Origin of the sequence: Mycolicibacter sinensis, from assembly GCF_001673565.1 — a bacterium.
Taxonomy (GTDB): Bacteria; Actinomycetota; Actinomycetes; order Mycobacteriales; family Mycobacteriaceae; genus Mycobacterium; species Mycobacterium sinense_C.
On sequence record NZ_LZMF01000056.1, the window covers coordinates 1 to 15,758 of the forward strand.

Annotated in this window: 11 protein-coding genes and 1 pseudogene; 6 read left to right on the forward strand and 6 right to left on the reverse strand. The window is 68.9% G+C overall.

The genetic code is table 11. The features are described from left to right. The coding region (locus A5648_RS08560) for an arabinofuranosyltransferase (RefSeq protein WP_165607308.1) at nt 1-263 on the forward strand (263 nt) is incomplete at its 5' end. Here the strand turns inward: A5648_RS08560 and A5648_RS08565 are convergent. After that, nucleotides 217-912: an alpha/beta hydrolase family protein gene (locus A5648_RS08565; RefSeq protein ID WP_065024127.1), complete on the reverse strand. Its 696-nt coding sequence runs from the start codon at nt 910-912 to the stop codon at nt 217-219. The genes A5648_RS08560 and A5648_RS08565 overlap by 47 nt on opposite strands. A 50-nt stretch (nt 913-962) precedes the next feature. Between A5648_RS08565 and A5648_RS08570 the strand changes: the two genes are divergently transcribed. The 4 genes from A5648_RS08570 to A5648_RS08585 all read left to right on the forward strand — a co-directional run bounded on the left by A5648_RS08570 (nt 963) and on the right by A5648_RS08585 (nt 11,225). Next, on the forward strand, nt 963-4,196 hold the full coding sequence (locus tag A5648_RS08570) for an arabinosyltransferase domain-containing protein (protein ID WP_109470731.1): 3,234 nt from the start codon (nt 963-965) through the stop codon (nt 4,194-4,196). Nucleotides 4,197-4,353: 157 nt separating this feature from the next. Next, a complete protein-coding gene (locus A5648_RS08575) occupies nt 4,354-4,662 on the forward strand; it encodes a hypothetical protein (protein ID WP_065024129.1) in 309 nt (102 codons plus the stop codon). A gap of 141 nt (nt 4,663-4,803) precedes the next feature. Further along, nucleotides 4,804-8,070, forward strand: a complete 3,267-nt coding sequence (locus tag A5648_RS08580) for an arabinosyltransferase domain-containing protein (RefSeq protein WP_065024130.1) — start codon at nt 4,804-4,806, stop codon at nt 8,068-8,070. Then, nucleotides 8,067-11,225 (forward strand): arabinosyltransferase domain-containing protein, encoded by a 3,159-nt coding sequence (locus A5648_RS08585; protein WP_065024131.1) that lies wholly within the window; start codon nt 8,067-8,069, stop codon nt 11,223-11,225. Before A5648_RS08580 ends, A5648_RS08585 begins: the two co-directional genes overlap by 4 nt. Before the next feature lie 18 nt (nt 11,226-11,243). On the opposite strand, the gene A5648_RS08590 is transcribed toward A5648_RS08585, so the two are convergent. Genes A5648_RS08590 through A5648_RS08605 form a run of 4 tightly spaced genes read right to left on the reverse strand, consistent with a single transcriptional unit; the run spans nt 11,244 to nt 13,632 of the window. Continuing rightward, nucleotides 11,244-11,543, reverse strand: a complete 300-nt coding sequence (locus A5648_RS08590; RefSeq protein WP_065024132.1) for a cytochrome C oxidase subunit IV family protein — start codon at nt 11,541-11,543, stop codon at nt 11,244-11,246. Between the two features lie 2 nt (nt 11,544-11,545). Next, entirely contained in the window at nt 11,546-12,121 is a 576-nt protein-coding gene (locus A5648_RS08595; RefSeq protein ID WP_065024133.1) for a cytochrome c oxidase subunit 3 family protein, read from the reverse strand. Nucleotides 12,122-12,139: 18 nt separating this feature from the next. Further along, complete coding sequence (locus A5648_RS08600) at nt 12,140-12,889, reverse strand: hypothetical protein (protein ID WP_065024134.1); 750 nt, start codon at nt 12,887-12,889, stop codon at nt 12,140-12,142. Further along, entirely contained in the window at nt 12,886-13,632 is a 747-nt protein-coding gene (locus tag A5648_RS08605) for a hypothetical protein (protein ID WP_065024135.1), read from the reverse strand. The genes A5648_RS08600 and A5648_RS08605 overlap by 4 nt, the downstream gene beginning before the upstream one ends. A 219-nt stretch (nt 13,633-13,851) precedes the next feature. On the opposite strand from A5648_RS08605, the gene A5648_RS08610 reads away from it, so the two are divergent. After that, entirely contained in the window at nt 13,852-14,460 is a 609-nt protein-coding gene (locus tag A5648_RS08610; protein WP_065024136.1) for a TetR family transcriptional regulator, read from the forward strand. A 67-nt stretch (nt 14,461-14,527) separates the two neighbouring features. Here A5648_RS08610 and arsB read toward each other — a convergent pair. Further along, nucleotides 14,528-15,756, reverse strand: a pseudogene (gene arsB / locus A5648_RS08620) (ACR3 family arsenite efflux transporter); the annotation flags it as partial. Nucleotides 15,757-15,758: the final 2 nt, after the last annotated feature.

Below are 15,758 nucleotides of genomic sequence, written 5' to 3' on the forward strand. Positions count from 1 at the left end.
CCGCCGCCATCGAGGCCTGGTCCAAACTGGAGACCGCCGACCAGTTCACCCGCGCGCTCGACGACCTGCCGTGGCCGGCGCCGACGGTGTTTCTGATGCGCCCGGGTTCCGGGGACACCTACACGCTGCGGCTGGCCAAAGACGTCTACCCCAACCACCCCAACGTGCGCCGCTACACCGTCGACTTGGACGCCGCACTGTTCGACGGGCCGGCGTTCAGCGTGGAGAAGATCGGCCCGTTCGTGCTGGCGGTGCGGCGCTGATCCGCTCGGCCACCTCGGCGGCGAGCGCCAGCGTGTGGCGGTCGGTGGCGGCCGCATAGCTGTCGGTCGCGGCGTCGTAGACGGCTCCGGCGATCGACCCGTGATCAGCAGGCAGCTCAGCCAGCTCCACCGGCCAGTGGTGGTGGGCCAGGGCGGCGGCGAACTCGCGGCTGGCCGTCACCGGAACGACGTCGTCGAAGGTGCCGTGCAGCAACGTGATCGGGCAGCGCCGTTCGCCCGGCAGCCCGGTGGCCGGCTGCTGGCCGCTGATCGGGTCGGCAACCATGAACGCCCCGGCCAGGCACACCACATGGGAGAAGCCGACGTCGTGCCGGCCGGCCTGGATCGCCAGTCCGGCCGCCGCGGCGCCACCCATCGACCAGCCCACCAGGACCAGGCCGTCGGGATCGGCAGCCCGGTCGCGGGCGAACCGCAGCGACCCCAGCAGATCGGCGCGCCCGCCGTCGTCGTGGTGGGAATTCCAGTCGGTCACCACCACCTGCAGCCCGTGTGCGGCCACCCGCTCGGCCAGCGGCCGGACCGCCGTGCGGGCGTCGGGCTGCTTGCCGTGCCACAGCAGGGCGGTCCGCGGCGAACCCGCACCGAACACATCGGCCCGCCGGCCGGGGGCGTACTCGAGCGTCTCCACAGGGCAAGTCTGCCCGGCAGACACGCCAAGCGCCGCCGCCGAGCGCCCCGATAGCATCTAGGTCCGTGACCGATACGCGCGCCGACTTCCGGATCGCTCGGGCCGTCGCCGTCGTCGCCGGCGTACTGGGCACCTTGCTGGCGATCCTTACTCCGCTGTTGCCGGTCAAGCAGACCACCGCCGAGCTGAACTGGCCGCAAAACGGCGCGCTGACCAGCGTGCAAGCCCCGCTGATCGGCTACGTGGCCACCGATCTGGACATCGCCGTGCCGTGCCAGGCCGCGGCCGGGCTCACCAAGACCAAGACGGTGCTGCTGTCCACGGTGCCCAAGCAGGCGCCCAAGGCCGTCGACCGCGGACTGCTCATCGAACGCGTCAACGACGACCTGGTCCTGGTGGTGCGCAACGTGCCGGTGGTGGTGGCGCCGCTGTCGCAGGTGCTCGGCCCGGACTGCCGGGAGCTGACGTTCACCGCGCACGCCGACCGCGTCACCGCCGAATTCGTCGGCCTCAAATACGGGCCCAACGCCGAGCACCCCGGCTCGCCGCTGACCGGCACCCGCAGCGGCTATGACTTCCGGCCGCAGATCGTCGGCGTCTACACCGACCTCGACGGGCCGGCCCCGGACGGACTGGCCTTCTCCGCCACCGTCGACACCCGCTTCTCCAGCGCCCCCACGCCGCTCAAGCTGGCCGCGATGATCCTCGGGGTGGCGCTGACGGTCATCGCGCTGATCGCCCTGCACATCCTGGACACCGCCGACGGCCACCGGCATCGCCGTTTCCTGCCCGCGCGCTGGTGGTCGATGTCGCCGCTGGACGCATTGGTGGCGCTGGTGCTGCTGTGGTGGCATTTCGTGGGCGCCAACACTTCCGACGACGGCTACATCCTGACCATGGCGCGGGTGTCGGAGAACGCCGGCTACATGGCCAACTTCTACCGCTGGTTCGGCACTCCGGAGGCGCCGTTCGGCTGGTACTACGACCTGCTGGCGCTGTGGTCGCACGTCTCCACCACCAGCATCTGGATGCGACTGCCCACCCTGGGCATGGCGCTGGCCTGCTGGTGGCTGATCAGCCGCGAAGTGCTGCCCCGGCTGGGGCATGCCGTCAAGCACAGCACCGCGGCGGCCTGGACCGCGGCCGGGATGTTCCTGGCGTTCTGGCTGCCGCTGAACAACGGGCTGCGCCCCGAGCCCATCATCGCGCTGGGCATCCTGGCGACCTGGTGCTCGGTGGAACGGGCGGTGGCCACCAGCCGGCTGTTGCCGCTGGCGATCGCCTGCATCATCGGCGCGATGACGTTGTTCTCCGGGCCGACGGGCATCGCCTCCATCGGTGCGCTGCTGGTGGCGATCGGGCCGCTGCGCACCATCTTGCACCGGCGCTCCGCGCAGTTCGGGCTGCTGCCGCTGCTGGCGCCGATCGCGGCCGCGGTCAGCATCACCGCCATCGTGATCTTCCGCGACCAGACCCTGGCCGGCGAGATCGAGGCCAGCACACTGAAGTCCGCGGTCGGGCCCAGCCTGGCCTGGTTCGAGGAGCACGTCCGCTACGAGCGGCTGTTCCTGGCCACCCCGGACGGTTCGGTGGCGCGGCGGTTCCCGGTGCTGGCGCTCGGTGTCGCGCTGGTGGTGAGCGTGGCAATGGCGTTGCGCAAGGGCCGGATTCCCGGCACCGCGGCCGGGCCGAGCCGGCGCATCATCGGGATCACCATCATCTCGTTCATCGCGATGATGTTCACCCCCACCAAGTGGACGCATCACTTCGGAGTGTTCGCTGGGCTGGCCGGATCCCTGGGCGCGCTGGCCGCCGTCGCGGTCGGCGCCGCGGCGATGCACTCCCGGCGCAACCGGACGCTGTTCACCGCGCTGGTGCTGTTCATCACCGCACTGTCGTTCGCCAGCGTCAACGGCTGGTGGTACGTCTCGAACTTCGGGGTGCCATGGTCCAACGCCTTCCCCAAATGGCATCTGGCATTCGCCACCATGGGGGTCGGGCTGACGGTGCTGGCGCTGCTGGTGGCGGCCTGGTTCCACTTCGTCAACGGCGAAGACCGGCCACCGCGCTTCACGGCGCTGTCCGGCTACCCGCTGGCGATCGCCTGCTGGGTGCTGGTCGTCTTCCAGGTGGTGTCGCTGACGGTGTCGATGCTCGGCCAGTACCCGGCGTGGACGGTGGGCCGGTCCAACCTGGCCGCGTTAGCCGGCAAGACGTGTGGGCTGGCCGATGACGTGCTGGTCGAGCAGGATCCCAACGCCGGGATGCTGGCGCCGGTCTTGGAACCGGGTGGGGTGCCGGTCGCCGAGGCGCTGGGCGCGACGTTCTCGACGGGCTTCACCCCCAACGGGATTCCCACCGACGTCTCCGCCGACCAGGTGATCGGCCCGCCCGGGCTGGGCAGGCTGGCCGACGACGATGCCCAGACCGGCGGTGAGTCCGGTAGCGAGTCCGGCGGTGAGGCCGGCACCGAGGGCGGCACCACAGCGCGCGAGGGCATCAACGGCTCCCGGGCCCGGCTGCCCTACAAGCTCGACCCGGCCCGGGTGCCGGTGCTGGGCAGTTGGCGCCCCGGTGTTCAGGTGCCCGCCCAGCTGCGCTCGGCGTGGTACCGGCTGCCCGCCGACCGGGCCGGCGCCGGGCCGCTTTTGGTGGTGGCGGCCGCGGGCCGCTTCGACCGCGGCGAGGTCACCGCGCAGTGGGCCACCGACGCCGGCGCCGCGGCCGACAAGCCCGGCGGCAGCATCGACTTCGGTGACATCGGGGCGGTGCCGGCGTGGCGCAACCTGCGCGCGCCGATGTCGGCGATCCCGGCCGAGGCCACCGTGGTGCGCCTGGTGGTGCGCGACAACGACCTGGCGCCGCAGCACTGGATCGCGGTGACGCCGCCGCGCGTCCCGCAGTTGAGCAGCCTGCAGGAGGTGGTCGGGTCGTCGGATCCGGTGCTGCTGGACTGGCTGGTCGGTTTGGCGTTCCCGTGTCAGCGCCCGTTCGGCCACCAGAACGGGGTGACCGAGGTGCCCAAGTGGCGGATCCTGCCGGACCGGTTCGGCGCCGAGGCGAACTCGCCGGTGATGGATAACAACGGCGGCGGCCCGCTGGGCATCACCGAGCTGCTGGTGCGCGCGACCACGGTGCCCAGCTATCTGGCCGACGACTGGTTCCGCGACTGGGGTGCCCTGCAGCAGCTGACGCCGTACTACCCGGCGGCGACGCCGGCGGAGCTGGATCTGGGCACCGCGGTCCGGTCCGGGCTGTGGAGCCCCGCGCCGCTGCGGCACTGATTTCCGGCCGCGCCGTTCCACTGATTCCCCGGCCGCGCCGAGTCACCTTCGCGGCTCCGCCCGCGATGCCACCTTCGCGGCTCCGGACCATATGGATAGTTGCCCGCCTCTGAGCGACAACGTGCGTTATGTCAGTGCGCGATGGCACGGTCCGGTCATGACGAACGCGATAACACTGCGCGGTATCGAACTGCGCTACGTATTGACCCACTACCTGCTCCACCACGGCCGGTGCAGCATCACCGAACTGGCCGCCGAACTGGACTCCCGCGGCTTCACTGTCGCCGGCCGGCCGTCGAAGGCAATCTCCGATGCGCTGCGCTGGGAGCGGGAACACGGCCGGGTGTTCCGGGCCGGCCGAGGCTGCTACCGGCCAGCAGCAATGCCACGCAGCACCGAGTACCGGATCCATAAGCGGGTGATGGCGCTACGTGCCCGAGCGGCGGGCGAGGATCCCCCAAGTTGACCTGACATAAGGCACGTTGTCGCTCAAAGGCGGGCAACAACCACATATCTCCCGGCCGCGGCAGGCAGCGGAAGGGCCTCAAACGGGACGGGCCGGACGGGGTCCCGGCGTCGCCTATCCCGTCGCATAGCATCGAGGCTCGTGTCCTCCCCCCACGACCGGCCCAATTATCGGCTCGCCCGGCTGATCGCGGTGGTCGCCGGAATCACCGGCGTATTGCTGTGCGGCATCACCCCGCTGCTCCCGGTCAAGCAGACCACCGCCACCATCGCCTGGCCGCAGGGCACAAACGCCGACGGCCATATCACCGACGTCACCGCCCCCCTGGTCTCCGGCGCCCCCAAGGGCCTGGACATCACCATCCCCTGCGAGGCAATGTCCGCCCTGCCGGAAAAGGGCGGGCTGGTGCTGTCCACCGTGCCGGCTGGCGGCGTCGACGCCACCGCGCATGGCCTGTTCGTGCGGGCCAACAAGACCGCCGTGTTCGCCGCCTACCGCGACCAGGTGGCCGCGGCCGCCCCCCGGGACAAGCTCGGCGACTGCAGCCAACTGCGCCTGTGGGCCAACGCCGGTGAGGTCGGCGCGGAGTTCGTCGGCATCCCGGGCGCGGCCGGCAGCCTGCCTCCGGAGAACAAGCCGCAGATCGGCGGCATCTTCACCGAACTGAAGATCGGCCCGCAGCCCGGCTTGAGCGCGCACATCACCGTCGACACCCGCTTCATCACCAACCCCACCACGCTCAAGGCCGCGGTGATGGCGCTCGGGATCATCGCGGTGCTGGCATCGATTGCGGCCCTGGCGATACTGGATCGCCGCCAGACCCACCGCACCCCGCGCAGCTGGCGGCACTGGCTCAAGGCCAACCCGATCACCTGGCTGGCCGACGTCGGCGTGCTGGGCATCCTGGCGCTGTGGCACGTCATCGGCGCGATCTCCAGCGATGACGGCTACAACCTGACGATGGCGCGCAACGTCGCGCACGCTGGATACGTCGCCAACTACTACCGGTTCTTCGGCGCCAGCGAGGCCCCGTTCGACTGGTATCCCGCCCTGCTGGGCCAGTTGAGCACGGTCAGCACCGCCGGAGTGTGGATGCGCCTGCCGGCCACCGCCGCCGGCATGGCGTGCTGGCTGATCATCAGCCGGATGATCCTGCCCCGGCTGGGCCGGCTGTCGGGCAACCGGATCGCGGTGTTCACCGCCGCGATGATGTTCGCCGCGGCCTGGTTGCCGTTCAACAACGGCCTGCGCCCCGAGCCGCTGATCGCGCTGGGCACCCTGGTGGTCTGGGTGCTGGTGGAGCGCACCATCGCCACCCGCCGGCTGGTGCCGACGGCGTGGGCGATCGTGGTGGCCGTCTTCACCGTCACGCTGGCCCCGCACGGGCTGATCGCGCTGGCCCCGCTGCTGACCGGCTCCCGCAAGATCGAAGCCGTCATCCGAACCCGGCGCCTTACCGACGGACTCCTCGCCCCGCTGGCGGTGCTGGCCGCGGCCGCCTCGACCATCGCCGTGGTGGCCTGCCGGTCGCAGACCCTGGCCGCGGTCGCCGAATCGGCCCGGATCAAATACGTCGTCGGCCCCACCATCGCCTGGTACCAGGAATTCCTGCGCTACTACTTCCTGACCGTCGAGGAGAACGTCGACGCCTCGCTGACCCGCCGGTTCGCCGTGCTGGTGCTGTTGTTCTGCATGTTCGCCATGCTGGTGGTGCTGCTGCGGCGCGGTCGGATCACCGGGGTGGCCAGCGGCCCGGCCTGGCGGCTGATCGGCTCGACCGCGGTGGGCCTGTTGCTGCTGACATTCACCCCGACCAAGTGGGCGGTGCAGTTCGGCGGGTTCGCCGGTCTGGCCGGGGCGCTGGCCGCGCTCACCGCGTTCACCTTCGCCCGGGTCGGCCTGCACAGCCGACGCAACATGACCCTGTACGTCACCGCGCTGCTGTTCCTGGTGGCCGTGTCGACCTCGGGGGTCAACGGCTGGTTTTACGTCGGCGGCTACGGCGTGCCGTGGTTCGACATCCCGCCGGTGATCGCGAGCCGGCCGGTGACGTCGATGTTCCTGGCGGCCTCGATCGCCACCGGGTTGCTGGCCGGCTGGCAGCACTTCCGGCTGGACTACGCCGGCCACACCGAGGTCACGCCGAACCGGCGCAACCGGATCCTGGCCTCAACGCCGCTGCTGGTGGTCGCGAGCCTGATGGTGCTGCTGATGGTCGGCTCGATGGCCAAGGCCGCCGCGGGCCGCTACCCGGCCTACACCACCGCCCGGGCCAACGCCGACGCGCTCATGTCCGGCCTGTCCTCCTGCGGGATGGCCGACGACGTGCTGGCCGAGCCCGACACCAACGCCGGTCTGCTGCAACCGATCCCGGGCCAGAAATACGGCGAGCTCGGCCCGCTCGGCGGTGCCGACCCGTACGGCTTCGACCCCAACGCCATCGACGACGACCTCACCTCGCTGGCGGTGATCGCCAAGCCGGGCGTGCCCAACGCCGACGCCTCACCCAACAAGCCCAGCGCCAACCAGAGCGACGCCGCGGGTACCGCCGGCGGCAAGCTACCCGACGGCGCCCCCGACGGGGTGAACGGTTCCCGGGTGGCGCTGCCGTTCGGCCTGGACCCAGCCGTCACCCCGGTGCTCGGCTCCTACAAGGAACAGGTCGCCGCGCACGCCACCTCGGTCTGGTACCGGCTGCCCGAGCCGGCGAAGGAACGCGCGCCCATCGTCGTCGTCAGCGCCGCGGGCGCCATCTGGTCACACGGCGAGGACGGCAAGCTCGACTACGGCCAGCCGCTCAAGCTGGAGTGGGGCGCCAGCGCCCCGGACGGCACCGTGAAGGGCCTCGGTGAGGTGGAGCCGATCGACATCGGCCCGCAGAACTCTTGGCGCAACCTGCGTTTCCCGCTGGCCTGGGCGCCGCCGGGCACCGACACCGTGCGGATCGTCGCCAATGACCCGAACCTGTCCACCGAACAGTGGATCGCGTTCACCCCGCCGCGGGTGCCGGTGGTGCAGACCATCACCGAGCTGATGGGATCGCAGACCCCGGTGCTGATGGACATCGCGGTGGCGGCGAACTTCCCCTGCCAGCGGCCGTTCGCCGAACAGCTGGGCATCGCCGAGCTGCCGGCGTACCGGATCATGCCGGATCACAAGCAGACCGCGGCGTCGTCGAACCTGTGGCAGTCCGCCGAGGACGGCGGGCCGTTCATGATCACCCAGGCGATGCTGTGGACGACCACCGTGCCGACCTACCTGCGCGACGACTGGTATCGCGACTGGGGTGCGGTGGAGGCCTATCACCGGCTGGTCCCGGCCAAGATCGCGCCCGACGCCGCGATCGACCAGGGCACCCTGACCGTTACCGGCTGGAGCCGGCCCGGACCGATTCGAGCACTGCCATGAGTATCCGCACCACGCGTCTGGTGGCGATCATCGCCGGCCTGGTCGGCTTCCTGCTGTCGGTGGCCACCCCGCTGCTGCCGGTGGTGCAGACCACCGCGACGCTGAACTGGCCGCAGCACGGCGAACTGAACAGTGTTACCGCGCCGCTGATCTCGCAGACCCCGGTATCGATGTCGGTGACGGCGCCGTGCGCGCTGGTGCGCGAACTGCCGGCCGAGGGCGGCACACTGCTGTCCACCGCCCCGGCCAAGGGCAAAGACGCCGCGCTCAACGGGCTGTTCATCACCGTCACCGAGAAGCGGGTCGACGTCACCGACCGCAATGTGGTGCTGGCCACCGCGCCGCGGGCCAAGGTGGAGGGCCCCGGCTGCACCGACATCGAGGTCACCTCCTCGCACGCCGGAACGTTTGCCACCATCGGCGGGGTCACCCAGCGCTACGGCTGGGCCGACCCGAACCTGCGCCCGCAGATCGTCGGGGTGTTCACCGACCTGGCCGGCCCGGCGCCGCAGGGCCTTTCGCTGACCGCCGACATCGACACCCGGTTCTCCACCAAGCCCACCGTGCTCAAACGCGTCGCGATCTACGCGGCGATTCTGGCCACCGTGATCGCGGTGCTGGCGCTGTGGCGCCTGGACCGGCTCGACGGCCGGCGGATGCACCGGCTGATCCCGTCTCGCTGGCGGTTCTTCAGCATGGCCGATGTCGCCGTGGTGCTGGGGTTCGTAATCTGGTACGTGATCGGCGCGAACTCCTCTGACGACGGCTACATCCTCGGCATGGCCCGGGTGGCCGACCACGCCGGCTACATGAGCAACTACTTCCGCTGGTTCGGCAGCCCCGAAGACCCGTTCGGCTGGTACTACAACCTGCTGGCGCTGATGACGCATGTCTCCGACGCCAGCATCTGGATCCGGCTGCCGGACTTGGTCGCCGGGCTGGTGTGCTGGCTGCTGCTGTCCCGCGAGGTGCTGCCGCGGTTCGGCCCCGCGGTGGCGGCCAGCAAGCCCGCGCTGTGGGCGGCGGGGATGGTGCTGCTGGCGGCATGGATGCCGTTCAACAACGGCCTGCGGCCCGAGGGCATCATCGCGGTCGGGGCGCTGATCACCTGGGTGCTGGTGGAACGCGCGATCATCTCCAGCCGGCTCACCCCGGCCGCGCTGGCGATCATCTGCGCGGCGTTCACCCTGGGCATCCAGCCGACCGGACTGATCGCGGTGGCCGCACTGTTGGCCGGTGGCCGGCCGCTGCTGCGGATCCTGGTGCGTCGTCACCGCATTCACGGCACCTGGGCGCTGGTTGCGCCGTTGCTGGCCGCCGGCGCGGTGATCCTGACCGTGGTCTTCGCCGACCAGACGATACGGGCGGTGTTGGAAGCCACCAGGATTCGCACCGCGATCGGGCCCAGCCAGGCCTGGTACACCGAGAACCTGCGCTACTACTACCTGATCCTGCCCACCGTCGACGGCTCGCTGTCGCGGCGGTTCGGTTTCCTGATCTGCGCGCTGTGCCTGTTCACCGCGATGTTCATCATGTTGCGCCGCAAGCGGATCGCCGGAGTGGCCAGCGGCCCGGTATGGCGGCTGATGGGCGTCATCCTGGCGACGATGTTCTCCCTGATGTTCGCCCCCACCAAGTGGGTGCACCACTTCGGGCTGTTCGCCGCGGTGGCCGGAGCGATGGCCGCGCTGACCACGGTGCTGGTGTCCCGGCACGTGGTGCGCTGGTCGCGTAATCGGATGGCGTTCGCGGCGGCGGTGCTGTTCGTGCTGGCACTGTGTTTCGCCACCACCAACGGCTGGTGGTACGTCTCGAGCTACGGCGTGCCGTTCAACGCCGACATGCCGCGGATCGGCGGGATCACCGTCAGCACAATCTTCTTCGCGTTGTTCGCGGTGGCCGCCGGCTGGGCGGCGTGGCTGCACTTCGCACCGCGGGACCGCGGTGAGGGCCGGCTCGCGCGGGCGCTGACCGCCGCCCCGGTTCCGGTGGCGGCCGGCTTCATGGTGTGCGTTTTCGTGGCTTCGATGGCGATCGGGATCGTGCGCGAATACCCCAGCTACTCCAACGGCCTGGCCAACGTGCGCGCCTTCGTCGGCGGCTGCGGGCAGGCCGACAACGTGTTGGTCGAACCGGATGCCAATGACGGCGCGCTGACACCGCTGCCGGGCATGTACGGCGAGCTCGGTCCCCTCGGCGGCTCCGACCCCGTCGGCTTCACCGCCAGCGGGGTGCCGGAGAAGGTGGTGGCCGAGGCGCTGCGGATGTCGATCACCCAGCCGGGCACCGACTACGACTGGGATGCACCCAAGAAGCTGAAGGCTCCCGGCATCAACGGTTCCACCGTGCCGCTGCCCTACGGGCTGGATCCGGCGCGGATTCCGTTGGCCGGCAGCTACAGCACCGAGGGCCAGCAGGAGTCGAAGCTGACCTCCGCCTGGTACGCCCTGCCCCCGGCCGACGACGCCCACCCGCTGCTGGCGGTGACGGCGGCGGGCACCATCGCGGGCAACAGCGTGCTCAAGGGCTACACCACCGGCCAGGACGTGCAGCTGGAATACGGGCTGCCCGGACCGGAGGGCACCGTCGTTCCCGGCGGACGGCTGGTGCCCTACGACCTGTTCGGCGAGTGGCCGCGGATGTGGCGCAACCTGCGCTACCCGCGGGAGCAGATTCCCGCTGACGCAGTCGCGGTTCGCATTGTGGCCGTGGACAAGTCGCTGAACCCGCGGGACTGGATCGCGTTCACCCCGCCGCGGCTGCCCGAGGTCAAGACCATTCAGGAGTACATCGGCTCCGAGCAGCCGGTGCTGCTGGACTGGGCGGTGGGCCTGGCGTTCCCGTGTCAGCACCCGATGCTGCACGCCAACGGTGTCACCGAGGTGCCCAAGTACCGGATCACCCCGGACTACAACGCCAAGAAGCAGGACACCGACACCTGGCAGGACGGGGTCAACGGCGGATTGTTGGGGATCTCCGACATGCTGCTGCGGGCGCACGTGATGGCCACGTATCTCAACCACGACTGGGGCCGGGACTGGGGCTCGCTGCGCAAGTTCGACGAGGTCACCCCGGCCTCGCCGGCCGAGCTGGAGCTGGGCAGCGCGACCCGCAGCGGCTGGTGGTCACCCGGTGAGATCCGCATCAAGGCCTGACCCCCACCCCTTGGCGGCTCAGAACAGGTAGATCACGAAGATCGCCCCGATCAACGCGGCCAGCCAGCCGTCGGTGGCACGTCTGAGCCAGCGCGGCGCGGTATGGACTTCCATGAAGCGGCCGATGATCATGCGTGACTTGACGAATGTCAGTGCCAGCACCAGCGCGGTGACCGGCACGCTGGCCTGCGCGACATGGGTGATGTGCGCCGGCGCCAGGGTCCACGATCCGATGGTGATCGCCACCAGCACGAGCCAGACCCGGGTCAACGACCGCTCGGTGCCCTCTGAATGTTGGCGGTAGCCCAAGACCGTCATGCTCACCTCATCACGTAGAGCAGGCCAAAGATGATGACCCACAACAGATCGACCATGTGCCAGTAGATCGCTGCCGACTCGACCACCATGAGTCGGCGCCGCCCTGGGTTGTTCAGCTCCCAGACGACCACGCCGAGCGCGATCAGTCCGATCACCACGTGCACCAGATGCACACCGGTGATCACGTAGTAGAACGAGAAGAACAAGTCGGAGTTGGTGTGCCCGGCGCTGATCTTGGCGGCCCATTCGTAGCTCTTGAGCACCATGAACAACACCCCGCCGCCTGCCCCGGCATAGACGAACCGCACCGCCGAGCGGTGGTTTCCGGCCCTGGCGGCCAGCACACTGCGGGCCACGAACCAGGAACTGGTCAGCAGCACCACCGTGTTGATCACACCGATGTTGACGTTGAGATGTTGTTGGGCCGCAAGGAAGTCGGCCGGATTCATGGTCCGGTAGACGATGAAGATGATGAAGTAGCCGGTGAAGATGAGCAGATCGCCCAGCACCATCACCCAGATGTGGCCGTCGCCCGGCACCCGGGTTTCCGTTGTGGTCGGAGCGTCACGTTGCAGCATGGGATTCCTTCCGGTGCTTCAGTCCAGGCCTGGCGAGTCGACCGGCTCGCAGATGGTGGCCGCCCGCAGCACGAAGATCAGCGCACCCAGCCACACCGAGAACACCACGACCGCCCACCAGAGGCTGAGCACCCCGTTCCAGGCGAGCGGCCCGGAGTAGAACAGGAAGAACTGCGTGGCGATCACCTCGGTGATGACCTGCCAAACGGTCACGTAGCCAAACCATTTCGGGAAAACGTTGTTCTTGTCGTACAGGACGGCGATGGCCAACACCACGTAGGCGGTGGTGAAGCAACCCAGCGACCCGTTGTAGGACAGGTTGCCCAGGTCGTAGAGCCAGCCGATGAGCTCCGGATCACGGTCGGGCCGAAATGTCGCGGTCAGGTAGCAGACGCCCACCAGAAGGAAGCCCGGCAGGGCGCCGACGCTCATGGCGCCGATGTAGCCGTAGCCGAACACCGACCCCACCGACATCCGTTTCATGTGGTAGAGGACCAGGCCGTTGGTGAGCGGGGCACCGCCGAGCAGGATCAGCAGGAGCACGAACCCGATCTGGATGGTCAGGTGATGTTCGGTGAAGAACGCGACCTTCCCGGCGGTGGTGACGTCCGGCCGCGGCGGCGGCGTCACCCGCGTCAGGACGCAGATGATGATGCCGAAGACGGTGTACCAGACCGGGAAGAACCAGGTCAGAAAGCGCACATCGGGTTTGCCGGCCGGGACGCCGTCTGTCGTGGTGACGTACCGGTCGGGGGTCAGCAGGTTCACCCGGCCACCACTCCGTCGGCCACCGCCTGGCGCAGCACCGCACGACGCAGCACGAAGAACATCACCACGACGAACGCCGCGAGCGCCCCGTTGCGCAACCAGAACGACAGCAGCCCATCCCAGGCCAGCGGTCCGGTCTGCCAGACCGCCGCGCCTGCCGCCGGGGTGATCGCCACACCGGTGGCCAGCGAGTAGGGCCCGACCCAGCGCGGGAAGACCGGGTCGGGTCCGTCGTCGAAATGGACCGCGGCGGCCAGCAGCAGGAACTGTGCCAGCACCATCCCGATGGGTGCGATGAACACGATCCAGGCCAGGTCGTTGAGCAACAGGGTCAGTTCCGGGTTGCGGTCCGGGCGAAACGCCGCGACCAGGAAGAAGACGTTCGACAGCGCGAAGATGGTGGTACCGCTGACGATCGCGGTCAGGTAGCAGTAGGCGAAGATGTGACTCTGGGTCTTCATGCGTTTCATCTGGACCACGATCACCATGAAGAACGGCAGCAGCATGATCCCGCACAGGTTGAAGGTGATCTGACTGAACCGGATCCAGTCGGTGTGCTCGGCGTAGTAGCGAGCGACTTGTTCGGCGGTCAGGGTGGGCGACATCGGGGGCCAGAAACCGGGGAACGCCAGCAGCGCGACCACCAGCACAGCACCGACCGCCGGCCCGGTCCACAAACTGACCCACTGGGCTTTGACGTTGCCCGCACTGGGCAGGTCTTGAACTTCCTGGAGAATCTGCACCGAACCCCTCCGAGATGACTCGAGTCAACACGCCGGCGATCGCTCCCGATCGCCGATCTGCCACGAAGGCACCGCTGAGCGCCTTGCTGTGGCGGTGATTACGCCAACCGTACCGTAGCGGCCCCGATCACCGATGCCAAGCATTTTTTTGATTACAGTCAGTTTTGCGATGGTTTAGACTCGACCAGACCAGTGCGCCGAACCCGGAGAAAGCCCGCCGTGCCCAACCCCAAGCCCGACAGCCGCAGCCGCAAAGGTCTGCAGACCCGCGAACGGCTGCTGGGGGCGGCCCTCGCCGAGTTCAAGCGCGCAGGCATGGCCGCCGCCGACATCGGCGCCGTCGTCGCGGCGGCGGGCGTGGCCCACGGCACGTTCTTCTTCCACTTCCCCACCAAAGAACACGTCCTGCTGGAGCTGGAGCGCCGCGAGGAAGAACGGATGGCCGCCGAGCTGGCGCGTTTTTTCGCCCGCGAGCATGATGTGCGGGCCACGTTGGCGCAGATCGTGCAGGTACTGGAGAAGCTAGAACGTCGCCTGGGCGGTCACTTGTTCAAAGAGCTTCTGGTGCTGCACTTCTCGCCAACCCGGCCGCCGTCGGAGGTGTGGCCCACGCACCCGGTGATCGTGGCGGTCATCGAGGAACTGGAGCGGGCCCGCGACCGCGGCGAGATCCCGGCCGAGGTCGACGTCATGCACAACGGCATCTCGTTTCTGGTCGGACTGTACGCCTTGCTCATCACGATCCCCGAGGCCAAGGAGGTCCGGGCCCCGGTGATCGAGGAATACCTGACCACCTACCTCTATGGCATGCGGGTGATCAGACCCTGATCTGGGGCTGAGGTACCAGTGGTGCGCAACCTCAGTGCTGGTCGTGAAGCCTCGGGCGGCAGGAGTTAGCGGCGGGGTTGACCTGGTCGGCGGGTTCGGTCCCGGCCGAACGGACTTCGATGCGGCCACCGGCCAGGTGGGTCAAGAGGGCGGCGGCCATTTGGGAGCGGCCGGCGTTGTGCACGCAAACGAACAGCACACTGGGTTCCGTGGGCATCACGCGGCCGCGGTTTCGGATTGGGTGAAGCTGGACCGCAGCGCCAGGGAGGCGTAGACCAGGCCGACGAGGACGGGCACTTCGATCAGGGGGCCGACCACCCCGGCGAGGGCTTGGCCGCTGGTGGCGCCCCAGGTGGCAATCGCCACGGCGATGGCCAGTTCGAAGTTGTTGCCGGCTGCGGTGAACGCCAGGGTGGTGGTCCGTGCGTACCCCAAACCCAGTGCGGCGCCGAGGAGGTAGCCGCCGCCCCACATGATCGCGAAGTAGGCCAGCAGCGGCACGGCGATACGGGCCACGTCGAGGGGCTGGTGGGTGACCTGATCGCCTTGCAACGCAAAGAGGATCACGATGGTGAACAGCAGCCCATAGAGCGCCCACGGCCCGATGCGCGGCAGGAACCGGGTCTCATACCAGTCACGGCCTTTCGTGCGTTCGCCGATACGCCGAGATAGGTATCCGGCGGCCAGCGGGATGCCCAGGAAGATCACCACAGATTTCGCGATCTGCCACGGGGACACCTCAATGCTGGCTTGCGGCAACCCGAGCCAACCGGGCAATACCGCCAGGTAGAACCAGCCGAGTGCGGCGAACATGACGACTTGGAAGATCGAGTTCAATGCGACCAGCACGGCGGCGGCTTCGCGGTCCCCGCAAGCCAGATCGTTCCAGATGATGACCATGGCGATGCAGCGCGCCAACCCGACCACGATCAGGCCGGTGCGGTATTCGGGCAGATCGGCCAGCAGCAGCCAGGCCAGCGCGAACATCACCGCCGGGCCCAGCACCCAGTTGAGCACCAGGGAACTGACCAGCAGTCGTCGATCGGAGGTGACGGTGTCGAGGCGGTCGTAGCGGACCTTGGCCAGCACCGGATACATCATGATCAGCAGTCCGGCCGCGATCGGCAGGGAGATCGCGTCGAGTTGCACGGCGCTGAGCGCGTTGCCCAGGCCGGGGATGACGCGCCCCAAGGTCAGGCCGGCGGCCATGGCCAGTCCGATCCAGAGCGGCAGCAGTCGGTCCAGGGTGGAAAGCCGTGTCGCCGCCGGGTGGATCGCGGTTGCGCTGTCAGTCATCC